An 11,540-nucleotide genomic window follows, 5' to 3' on the forward strand; every position below is an offset into this window, starting at 1 on the left:
CGCGCGATGTTGGCGGCAACCCAGGACAGCGCGGCGAAACGCAGGGCGTTGTCGGGGTGATCGCCGGTGGCGTTGGAGTAAGGCCCGCCGTCACGGTCATAAAGATGCGGCGCATCGAGCAAGAGCATTTGGATACCCGCAACCTCACCGGCCCGCACCAAACCAGGGCCGCCGTAAAGATCAGCTTCTTGCCAGACCACAGGCCAGTTTGCCGACCCGGACCGCAGCGCCCGATAAGCCGGGATCAGCATCCGCATATCCCAACCCACCGCAGCCAGCGCCGCAGGCAGCGCGCCGACGACATCGGCCAGACCGCCGGTCTTGATCAGCGGCACGCATTCCGAGGCTACCGAAAGAACCCGTCCCCGGTGCTTTGCGCCTGCCATGATCACGTCCCTTACCCGTTTTGCGTGGACAAGGGGCAGCCGTCCCGCCCCCTTGGTGCCAATGCCTGCCTCAGGACAACGCCCGCAACCGGGCGTCAAGCATATCTTGCGTGATCAACACGATCCCGCTCTCGGTACGGCGGAACCATTTCGCATCCAGTTCGGGGTCTTGCCCCACCACCAGCCCTTCGGGAATGATCACGCCACGGTCGATCACGCAGTTCTTCAGCTCGGCCTTGCGATGTACCACCACCTGCGGCAGCGCAACGACGTATTCCAGGGTGGCAAAGGAATGCGTTCGACAGCCGGTGAACAACAGCGAATTCGACACCTCGGACCCCGACACGATGCAATCGCCCGAGACAAGCGAACTGACGGCAGACCCGCGCCGCCCATCTTCGTTGTGGATGAACTTTGCGGGCGGAACGATCTCGGCATAGGTCCAGATCGGCCAGGCGTTGTCATAAAGATCAAGCTTGGGCACAAAGTCAGTCAGGTCGATGTTGGCCTGCCAGAACGCGTCAATGGTGCCGACATCGCGCCAATAGGGCTCAGTCTCGTGGCCACTGGTCACGCAGCTGTCGGCGAACTTGTGGGCAACAGCTTTGCCGTGCGCCACGATCTGCGGGATGATGTCATTGCCGAAATCGTGGCTGGAATTAGGATCTTCGGCATCCTTGATCAGAAGGTCGCGCAGCAGATCCCAGTTGAAGACATAGATCCCCATCGAGGCCAGCGCGTGCTTCGGATCGCCGGGAATCTGCGGCGGATCCTTGGGCTTTTCCAGAAACGCGGTGACACGCATGTCCTTGTCGACATGCATGACGCCAAACGCCGTCGCTTCCATCCGCGGAACGGTCAGGCAGCCGATGGTGACATCAGCGCCCGAGGAGACATGCTGCTGCAGCATGATCTCGTAATCCATCTTGTAGATATGGTCCCCGGCCAGGATCACCACGTATTTGATGCCATAGCTGTCAACGATATCAATGTTCTGGGTGACGGCATCGGCAGTGCCAAGGTACCACTTGTTCTCGTCCACCCGCTGGCTGGCGGGCAGGATGTCGAGGTATTCGTTGCGCTCGGCGCGAAAGAAACCCCAGCCGCGCTGCATGTGACGGATCAGGCTGTGGGCCTTGTACTGGGTCGCAATCGCCATCTTGCGGATGCCGGAATTCAGCGCGTTGGACAGCGCGAAGTCGATGATGCGGGTCTTGCCGCCGAAATACACCGCCGGTTTGGCGCGCCTGTCGGTCAGCTCTTTCAAGCGGCTGCCGCGCCCGCCTGCAAGCACGAAGGCCATCGCCTGCGAGGACAGTCGCGCATTCGGTTTTGGTTGCATGTCGTTCCCTCCCAAAGGCCGCGGATTGGCTCCGCCTTTTCAGTCTTGCTGCAGATAGACTGCCGACAGCGGTGGCAGCGTGACAAGCGCTGATTGCGCCTGCCCATGCCAAGGCGTTTTTTCGGTACTCACCCGTCCCAGGTTCCCCCGATTACCGCCGCCGTAAACGGTCGAATCCGTGTTCAGAAGTTCGCTCCAGCGTCCCGCCGCGGGCAGACCCAGACGATAGCTGCGTTCCACCGGCGTCATGTTCACGACGGCGACCACCATCTTGTCTTTTGCCGCGCCCTTGCGCACCCAGGCATAAACGCCCGCTTCGGCATCATTGGATTCGATCCAGGCAAAACCCTCGGGGCGGCAATCATTTAGATGCAGCGCAGGGGTGTCGCGGTAGATCCGGTTAAGATCGCGGACCAGTGACTGCACGCCCTTATGTTCTTCAATATCAAGCTGATGCCAGTCGAGGCTCCGGTTATGGTTCCACTCCGCGCCTTGGGCGAACTCCTGCCCCATGAACAACAGCTTCTTGCCCGGATGCGCCCACATGAACCCGTAATAGGCCCGCAGGTTAGCGAACTTTTCCCACGCGTTGCCGGGCATTTTTGACAGCATGGAGCCTTTGCCATGCACAACCTCGTCATGGCTGATCGGCAGCAGATAGTTCTCCGACCACGCATAATGCAGCCCGAAAGTCATCAGGTGGTGGTGGTACTTTCGAAACAGCGGGTCTTTCTGCATGTAGCTGAGCGTGTCGTTCATCCAGCCCATGTTCCACTTGAACCCAAAGCCGAGGCCGCCGTGGTTGACCGGGCGCGACACGCCGGGAAATGCGGTTGATTCTTCGGCAATCGTCATCACACCGGGCACCTCGCCGTAGGCAGTGATGTTCATGTGCTGCAGAACGGCGATCGCCTCGTAATTCTCGCGCCCGCCATCGCGGTTCGGAACCCACTCGCCATCTTTTCGACTGTAGTCGCGGTACAGCATCGAAGCCACCGCATCGACGCGCAACCCGTCAATGTGGTATTCCTCCAGCCAATACAAAGCGTTGGACACAAGGTAGTTCTGCACCTCGACCCGCCCGTAGTTGTAGATCAGGGTGTTCCAGTCCTGATGAAAGCCCTCACGAGGGTCCTGATGTTCATACAGTGCCGTGCCGTCAAAGCGGCCAAGCCCATGCGCATCGGTCGGGAAGTGGCCGGGAACCCAGTCCAGCAGAATGCCAATGCCCTTGGCATGGGCGGCATCGACAAAGGCGCGAAACTCGGTCGGCGTGCCGTGGCGTATGGTAGGCGCGAACAGACCCACCGGCTGATAGCCCCAGGATCCGTCGAACGGATATTCGCTGACCGGCAGCAACTCGATATGGGTGAAGCCCATGTCGGCGGCGTAATCCACCAACTGCTCGCCAAGTTCCATATAGCTTAGCATCCGGTCGCCGGGTGCGCGCCGCCATGACCCCAGATGTACCTCATAAACCGAAATCGGTGCATCGATGGTATGATGCGATGCGCGCGTCTTCAGCCAATCGCCATCATGCCACTTGCCACCAATTTTCCTGACAACAGAAGCGTTTGCAGGCGGATGTTCAGACCCGAACCCAACCGGGTCCGCCTTGAGCGGCGTCAGCACGCCGCCCGCGCCCTTGATCTCGTACTTGTAGGTAGCACCCTCGCCCAGACCGGGTACGAAAATCTCCCACACTCCGGTTGGTCCACGACGGCGCATCGGGTGGCGCCGACCGTCCCAAATGTTGAAATCGCCCACCACAGACACGCGTTCCGCATTGGGGGCCCAGACCGCGAAATGTACGCCGTCCACGCCTTCGTGCGTGATCAGATGTGCGCCAAGCACCTGCCAAAGCCGCTTGTGCGTGCCCTCGCCCAGTAGGTATTCGTCCAGCTCGCCAAGCACCGGGCCAAAGCGGAACGGATCGTCGAATTCCCATTCATTGCCATCGCCTTGCGCGCGTAACCTATAGTCGATCCGCTTGGCCATCTGGTGGGTAAACAGGCCCGGAATGCCAAAATAAGGAACTGCCTCGTCTGCCTTTTTGCCGGCAAGAACCCAAAGCCGTTCAGCCCCCGGCACAAAGGCCGTGATCTCCCAGGTCTTTCCACGCTTCTGGGGGCCCAGGGCGGCAAACGGGTCGCCATGCCAGCCGCCTGCGATGGCCTCGGCGGCACCTCTGTCCAGCAAAGTCTCAGCCATGCTTTCCTCCCCCGAAAGCGCGTCAGAGCGCGGATTTTACAGACCAGATCTCACTCATGTAGCTGCGGATGGTGCGGTCGGACGAAAAGAACCCGCTTCGCGCCGTGTTCAGTGCCGCCATCTTCAGCCAGCGGTCGCGGTCGCGGTAGGCGCGGTCAACCTCGCCCTGTGCGGCATGATAGGCATCAAAGTCCGCCGCCACGAGGAAATAGTCATGGTGCCAGACCCGATGCACCAGACCATGATAGCGATCCGGCTCATCCGGGCTGAACCGACCCTCGGCAATCATCTGCAACACGTCCTGCAGGGGTTGGCTCGCCTCGATGGCTTTCTTGGAATGGTCCGGGTCCTCGCGGCGCAGTGCAACTTCGTCTGCGGTAAGGCCGAACAGAAAGAAATTGTCGGCCCCCACTTCGTGCAATATCTCTACATTGGCGCCGTCCAACGTGCCAATGGTCGGCGCACCGTTCATCATGAACTTCATGTTGCCAGTGCCTGACGCTTCTTTGCCAGCGGTCGAAATCTGTTCTGACAGATCCGAGGCGGGGATCAGCCGTTCCGCCATGCTGACGTTGTAGTTGGCCGGATAGATGACCTTCAACAGATCGCCGGTTTGCGGATCATTGTTAATGACCTGCCCTACATCATTGATAAGACGAATTATTTCCTTGGCTACCGCATAGCCTGGTGCGGCCTTGCCACCAAAGATTCGCACCCGAGGAACCCAGTTGCCTTTCGGATCAGACCGGACCTTGTGCCAATGGGCGATGGTTTCCAGAATGTTCAGAAGCTGGCGCTTGTATTCGTGGATCCGCTTGATCTGCACGTCAAACAACGCATCGGGAGAGACCGACACGCCAAGCTCAGCCTTGACCCAATTCGCCAGCTCGACCTTGTTCTCGCGCTTGGCCGCGTCAAACACCTTGCGAAAACCGGCATCTTCGACATGCGGTTCCAGTTCGCGCAAACGGTCCAGATCCGCCTCCCAGCCCGATCCGATGGTGTCGGTGATCAGCCCCGCCAGCGGGCGATTGGCCATTTTGAGCCAGCGCCGCGGTGTCACGCCATTGGTCTGGTTGATGATCCGCCCGGGATGCAAGCGGTGCAATTCGGGAAACAGGGACTTCTTTACCAGGTCGGAATGCAGCGCCGAGACGCCGTTCACCTTGTGCGACATGATGAACGCAAGCTCGCCCATCCGCACTTCCTGATGCTTGACGATGCCCACGTAGTGCGGCCGGTTCGGATAGGCGCGTCGGTGCCAGCTATCGATCCGCTCCACGATCTGCATATGGCGCGGCAGCACGTTGCCAAAGGTGAAGGTCGCCCAGCGTTCCAGCGCCTCGGGCAGAAGCGTGTGGTTGGTATAGCCGAGGCAAGCCCGGGCGATGGTCAGCGCCTCGTCAAACCCGATGCCGTGGTCGTCGGTCAACAGACGGATCAATTCTGGCCCGGCAATGGCGGGATGAGTGTCATTCATCTGGATCGCCACGTGCTTCGGCAGCAGCTTCAGATCGGAATGACTGGTCAGAAAGCGGCGGATGATGTCCTGCAACGCGGCCGATGTCAGGAAGAATTCCTGCTTCAGGCGCAGTTCCTTGCCCTGATAGGTCGTGTCATCGGGATACAGCACCCGAGCCAAGGTGCGGGCCAGGGTTTCAGGCTCGGCGGCGGCAGTGTAATCGCCCCGGTTGAACCGCTCCAGATCGAACTGGGTCGTTGGCTTGGCGCTCCACAGGCGCAGGGTATTGGCCCATTTGCCCTGCCAGCCCACCACGGGTGTATCATGCGCCTCGGCGATCACCGTTTCGGAAGGCACCCAAACCTCGGCGCCAGCGCGCGTTTCGATCTGGCCCTTGAAGCCGATGGTGTAGGCCGCTTCGGGGCGCGCAAATTCCCACGGATGGGTCTGTTTCAGCCAGTCTTCCGGGGTTTCCACCTGCCGCCCGCCCTCGAACCGCTGACGAAACAGCCCGTGCTCATAGCGGATGCCATAACCGTAGGCCGGGCAGCCCAACGTCGCCATGCTTTCCATGAAACAGGCAGCAAGCCGACCAAGGCCGCCGTTGCCAAGTGCTGCGTCCGGCTCGTCTTCGATCAAATCCTGGATGTCCTGTCCGAATTCCGCCATCGCGGCGGCGGCAACGTCCTGCAGACCCAGATTGATCGTCGCATCCTCAAGGATCCGGCCGATCAGAAATTCCATCGACAGATAATAGACGCGCTTGTGGTCTTCGGCCCAGGTGCGGCGGGTAGAAGCAAACCACGGCTCCACGATCCGGTCGCGAATGGCGAAGGACAACGCCATCCGCCAGTCGTAGACGCTGGCGTTGGCCGCATCTTTCCCGATCGTAAAGGTCAGATGCCGAAGGATATCGGCCTTAAGCACGTTGGGGGTAAGGCTAAGGTCTGTCACAGGTTTGTCCAGCAATGCGTTTCTTTCCATTGAAGCCTAAGCGCAGCAAGGCCACGGTCAAGCGCAGATGACGCGGCAACACCATCGTCACACACCCGGCCAGTGACCTCAAACCGCTTTTTTGTTACCGCAATCAGCCCCGGCTTCCAAGGTATTTTTCTAATGAAAATTATGGGTTTGCTGAATTCAAAGCGCTTTAAACACCGCTGCCTCCGCAACCCATTGGCGGCAAACGGAAACCACCCGGGACACCATGCAACTTCGCAGGTCGCGCAACAGATTATGTGGTCTTTACCGCCGCGCCGGACATTTTGATGGGCTGCGTGCCCGTTTTCGCGGCAACGGACTTGACCTCCGGCCAGCTTTCGCCCTCCCTAATCTTAACCAAGTTGGAGCGTCAAATGACTACCTTTTCGATTCCAGACATGAGCTGCGGCAATTGCAAGGCTTCGGTCGAGGCGGCGCTGGGGTCAGTGCCGGGCACATCCGGAATTTCGGTCGACCTCGCCGCAAAGCAGGCTACCGTTAACGGTTCGGCCGACACCACAGCTTTGCTGGCAGCGCTTGTATCGGCGGGCTATCCGGCAACTGTCGCCCGCGCGTGACGTACCCTACGCCGTTGTGAACGCTGGACTGTTGCGAATGTCGCACAGTCAGGCTACTGCGTCGCGAAATCGTCATATTCCGGTCTTGCCGCTGCCCAAAGCCGTGGCAAGGTTGGTTGTCGACGATACGGCGCGACCAAGAGCCAGGATACGGAGCAGTCACATGGCCAAGACCCCTTCCCCGCAGCAACAAGGCGGGGCGCAGACACCACCGCAGCAACAAGGACAACAATCGGGCAGCACCCAGCAACAGGGCAGCCAGCCGATCTTTCGCGACTGGGCATCGATCTGATCTTCACGCGAAATCCCAGAGCGTTGTAGAACAAGCAGACCCTTCCAGAATGACAGGCCAGCCTCTAGGCTGGCCTTCGTCGTTCGTTACACCGAGATCCGATGTCCAACCCGGTCAGCAGCATTCCCAACCTCGGCCCAGCTTCAGAAGTGGCCTTCGCCAAAGCGGGGATCACCACCGCCGACGAAATCCGCGCCCTCGGCCCGGATGAAGCATACCGCAGGCTGCTGCTGTCAGGCGCGCGGCCGCATTTCATTGGCTACTACGTTCTGGTGATGGGCTTGCAGGGCCGCCCCTGGAACGATTGCAAGGGCGAGGAGAAAAAGGCGCTGCGCCAACGTTTTGATATTTTGTGCGCCTCGTTGACCGGTACCGAAGGGAAAGCCTTGTCAGACCTTGAGGCGGCGCTGCAATTCTTTGGCGTGGTCAAGCGCCGGTAAGCCTGGATGAAGTATGGTGCCCCCAGCAGACACCAAACCCCAGTGAATATGTCATATTTTACAGGATTCTATGGGTTTCTGTCTGAGCCTCTGTTGTGGCATTGTTGTAGCACGTTGAACCTGTAAGAAAAGCGCCTTTGCTTGGTGCCAAATTTTTGCAGCAAACCTGCGCAGGGCCATAACGGTAGAGGCTGGCGCGTCAGTTTCCCCCGTCGCTTTCGGGCGGCGCGGTTGATGCGAGGGCCATGTATGTTTGCCCGGCGGTGGGGGTCTTTGCGGTGATGGTTTGGTGACTGGCCCTTGTTTGGCTGGTATGCGATGCGCTGATAGCCTTTATGGCAGCCACGTCAGCTGCGCAGGCGGAAGCCATAAAGGAGGCTCAGAGGGCCGGGATTGAGGCCGCTAAGGGGGCGCCCGAGCGATACCGTGGCAAGAAGCCAAGCTACACAAGGGCGGGGCTGGAACAGGTTCAGTCGAGGCTGTCGGAGGGCGCGGGCACTTCGGACATAGCGAGGGCGGTGGGGATCACACGACAGGCGGTGCTGTGGATCAAGGCGGATCAGGTGGCGGCAGATGCCGCGCTAAGGCGTTGGGGGGGCGTGAGGGGCCATGGATCGCCGCGAGGGGGCCTTGATAAGATTTACTAGGGCGCACATCAGCTAAGACGGCGCATGACGCTGTGTGAGCCTGTCCGATGGTCAAATCGAATAGGGCCTACCCTTTGACGAACCACCATTTCCACGCCCATGCCCTTAACCGGGTGGGGGCTTTTTCGTTCCCGGCAGCAACACCACCGCGACCCTAGCCCATTTGGCGAGATTGTCTGGGGTGTTCTTCACATCTGCAATTGGAGGATTTCCCCATGCACTCCACTCCCGAACACATCCGCAATATCGCTGACAGGAAGGGCTTGGCGTTGGTAGCCGCTGCATTATCGATAACTGTGCTGCGGGCCGGTGTCCGCCACCGGTCGAAGGACAATGAAGAGCGCTTTACACGAGAGCCAGTTCAGGATTTGGCAGGCCGTTGGTTCAGGAAGCACAGAAATCCAATTTATTACGTTGGAATCAAATGATTATTCCACCTCAAGAACAAAGACGCTAGGCCGACAGCAGTTTAAATCAGTCGGGAAACTGTTCAGAAATCGAGAAATAGCTTTTAGACCGCCACAGGCCGGTTGCAATGACGCCACACTCTTTGACGACAAAGGCGTTGCAATCAAGGTCCGGGCGGTTGACGTCACATAAATCTCTGGATTACACACAATCTGAATAACAAAAGGTAGCAGTCGTGAAGAAGATAATCTCCCGCTTGATGTTCGCACTTGGGGCCGCCACCGTGGGGTCGGCCGCTGCGTTCGCTCAGGAGGGCGGCGGTATCAGCATGGCCGAGGTTTGCTCAGACCCCGCCTTGTCCGAGAAAAGCCAGAGCCTTTGGGCAGCTGTTCAGAAGCAGGACAAGACCGAGGTCTACATAGCCTACCTTGAGGCTTGCGGATCGTCGCCCTTGACCGCCGAATATGCCGCTATAGCGCGGCAGATCGTTGTCGAGCGTACGGCAAACTTTACCCGGATGCCGGCTGACGTCTACATGATCGTCTGGGAAGACACCAACCCGAACGGCTTCATAGCAGTCTACGTGAACTGAACGAGGCACAAGGCTTGGCCGTTGAACGCTTGCAAGGGAGGGAGCCAAAGCTCTCGCCTTTTTCGTCTAGCGAAGGTAAGCGCTTACAGACGACGACGACTGACCGGCAAGAGCTTGTCGACCTTATCATACGCGCCGAAGCGCAGGACGCCGAAGATTGGCTGCAGTGGGCCGAGCGCCAGGCTGCACGGCTGTATCCCGGCGATATGGAGATCGTGGCGTTGTGGTTGCGGCACGAGGCGCGTCTGGGGGATCAGACCGTCGTCCGAACCCTGCGGGTCGTCTTGCTTAGCCTCCCGTCGGCCGAATTGGAAACACAGCTGATCCTTGAAGCGCTGGCGCTGGCCGATTTCCGTATGGGTGATATCGCCAGCGGCGAGGCGCGGGTTGCACGGTTGTCATCGCTTTTCCTGGGCCACGATTTGTCGCGTGTGGAGGCCGGTTTCCTGCGCGCGCTTATGACCGCAGATCAGGCGGACCGCGCATTGGACCGCGCCGGAAGGTTGCAGCATGTGACGGACAAGGCCCTGCGAGCCGCCGTTGTCGACCTCTACCACTCGACCGGTCAAGGTACCGCCTTTTGTGCTTGGGTGCAGAGGTCTGGCGGCAGTGAGGCTCTTTCGGAACCACGGGAAATGCTCGCGTTCCTGTCAGCCTTGGAGGCGCAGGGGGCACTGGGCGACTGTCTCGCCGAAGGTTTCGACATTCTGGACCGGGACCCTGGAAATCCACAGATAGCCCATCTCCTGCGGCATGTCGCCCACCGGCTTGATCGGCGTGAAGAGATCACGCCATACCTGTTTCGCTGTGCCGATGCGCTGGCGGGAAGCCCGGCTGCGCTAGAACTGCGCGCGCTTGTCGCGCTGGATGCAGACGATTACCCGCGGGCTTGGCGTATCCTGCGACAGTTCGAAGATCCGCGGGCCGAGGATGCCTGCCGACTTAGCCTGACCATCGCTACCACCGATCCGGCCGCCTCTGGACGCGCGGCCTGGCGGGCATGGCGGGCCTATCGCCGTCTTGCGGTCGAACATGCAGGTCCGGAAATGCAGTTCGTCAGCTATCTGATGAACGCCGCGCGGACACCGAGAGATCTGAAAAACGCACTGGAAGTCCTGCGCCACGGGATGCCCTTCGCGAAGAACAACCCCTATTGTCACCGGCTATACCTGTCGCTGCTGATCGCCTGTGGACACGAAGCCGAGGCGCGGGCGCATCTGGCGGGGCTGCCCGACGGGCTGCGTGCTGCAAGGTTGATCCGCGAGGTGGCACTGCGGTTTCAGCAGCAGGATGGCGATAACGCGGGCGTCCGGCAGGCCTGGACAGACCCGGGGCTGATTGCCGGCTACCGGGTGCTGACGGCCGAGACTGACCCGCCTCGGCCAGCCTACCCCGCGCAGCGGCCACTTGAGGGGCCGGTGGTTGTCTTCGCAGTGGTTTTCAACGGCATCGACTATGTGTCCCCTTTCCTTGCGCATTACCGCGCGCTGGGCGTGCAAGCGTTTGTCATCGTTGACAACGGCTCGACCGACGGCACGCGCGAGGCGCTGGCTGCCGCTCCGGATGTCATGCTCTACGACCAACCTGGCAGCTTCCGCGCCTCGGCGCACGGCGTGGCCTGGATCAACCCTTTGATCCAAGAGCATGCCGCAGGCCGCTGGGCCTTGTTCGTCGACATCGACGAGCATCTGGTCTTTCCCGGCCTGGATCGCGGGCGCAGCCTTGCCGACCTTGTGGCCTTTGCCGAAGATACCGGCGCAGGCTGTTTTCCATCCTTCATGCTGGACATGTTTGCCACCCCCGCCACGGCCATCGAGGGGTTCGCTGGCCACCGGTTCTTTGACAAGACCCATGTGCGTTTCCCGTCGGTCCTGCCGCCCTACCAGGTCGTTCAGGGCGGTGTGCGCGGGCGCCTGACCGGGCGACAGTTCCTGATCACGAAGTCGCCCCTTGTGCGGGTGGAGCCTGGCCTGCTGTTTCTCGAGAACAACCACCTTCACACGCATCTGCCACCGTCGGCCGTGACAACCGCGCTTTTGCATTACAAGTTCGTCGGCGACGCGAAGGCCCGCTTTGAAGAGGCGGTGGAGCGGGGCGAGCATTTCCTTGGCGGGCGCTTTTACCGCGACATGTTGGCGAGGCTAAAGGGCGACGGGATCCGGCGGGGCCTGTGGGCACGTCAGTATCAAGGCGATGCGCAG

The 11,540-nt window shown here is 60.2% G+C and carries 10 protein-coding genes; 6 read left to right on the forward strand and 4 right to left on the reverse strand.

Annotated features, from left to right (window positions below):
- From RMO18_RS02550 to RMO18_RS02565, 4 genes are all read right to left on the reverse strand, one after another.
- A partial coding sequence (locus RMO18_RS02550; protein ID WP_309663754.1) for a glycogen/starch synthase occupies positions 1-386 on the reverse strand: 386 nt, incomplete at its 3' end.
- A 70-nt stretch (positions 387-456) separates the two neighbouring features.
- Positions 457-1,728, reverse strand: a complete 1,272-nt coding sequence (glgC, locus tag RMO18_RS02555) for a glucose-1-phosphate adenylyltransferase (protein ID WP_309663755.1) — start codon at positions 1,726-1,728, stop codon at positions 457-459.
- 39 nt (positions 1,729-1,767) lie between these two features.
- A complete protein-coding gene (gene glgB, locus RMO18_RS02560; protein ID WP_309663756.1) occupies positions 1,768-3,939 on the reverse strand; it encodes a 1,4-alpha-glucan branching protein GlgB in 2,172 nt (723 codons plus the stop codon).
- Positions 3,940-3,961: 22 nt separating this feature from the next.
- Complete coding sequence (locus RMO18_RS02565) at positions 3,962-6,385, reverse strand: glycogen/starch/alpha-glucan phosphorylase (RefSeq protein ID WP_309663757.1); 2,424 nt, start codon at positions 6,383-6,385, stop codon at positions 3,962-3,964.
- Positions 6,386-6,756: 371 nt separating this feature from the next.
- On the opposite strand from RMO18_RS02565, the gene RMO18_RS02570 reads away from it, so the two are divergent.
- The 6 genes from RMO18_RS02570 to RMO18_RS02595 all read left to right on the forward strand — a co-directional run.
- Positions 6,757-6,960 (forward strand): heavy-metal-associated domain-containing protein, encoded by a 204-nt coding sequence (locus RMO18_RS02570; protein ID WP_309663758.1) that lies wholly within the window; start codon positions 6,757-6,759, stop codon positions 6,958-6,960.
- Positions 6,961-7,123: 163 nt separating this feature from the next.
- Positions 7,124-7,252, forward strand: coding sequence for a hypothetical protein (locus RMO18_RS02575; protein ID WP_309663759.1), 129 nt, complete (start codon positions 7,124-7,126; stop codon positions 7,250-7,252).
- A 101-nt stretch (positions 7,253-7,353) separates the two neighbouring features.
- Positions 7,354-7,692, forward strand: a complete 339-nt coding sequence (locus RMO18_RS02580; RefSeq protein ID WP_309663760.1) for a TfoX/Sxy family protein — start codon at positions 7,354-7,356, stop codon at positions 7,690-7,692.
- A gap of 335 nt (positions 7,693-8,027) precedes the next feature.
- On the forward strand, positions 8,028-8,339 hold the full coding sequence (locus tag RMO18_RS02585; RefSeq protein ID WP_309663761.1) for a helix-turn-helix domain-containing protein: 312 nt from the start codon (positions 8,028-8,030) through the stop codon (positions 8,337-8,339).
- 643 nt (positions 8,340-8,982) lie between these two features.
- On the forward strand, positions 8,983-9,339 hold the full coding sequence (locus tag RMO18_RS02590) for a hypothetical protein (protein ID WP_309663762.1): 357 nt from the start codon (positions 8,983-8,985) through the stop codon (positions 9,337-9,339).
- A gap of 14 nt (positions 9,340-9,353) precedes the next feature.
- Positions 9,354-11,540: glycosyltransferase family 2 protein (locus RMO18_RS02595; protein WP_309663763.1), on the forward strand; the 2,187-nt coding region annotated here is incomplete at its 3' end.

The organism is Tabrizicola sp. (genome assembly GCF_031377265.1).
Taxonomy (GTDB): domain Bacteria; phylum Pseudomonadota; class Alphaproteobacteria; order Rhodobacterales; family Rhodobacteraceae; genus JAUYQR01.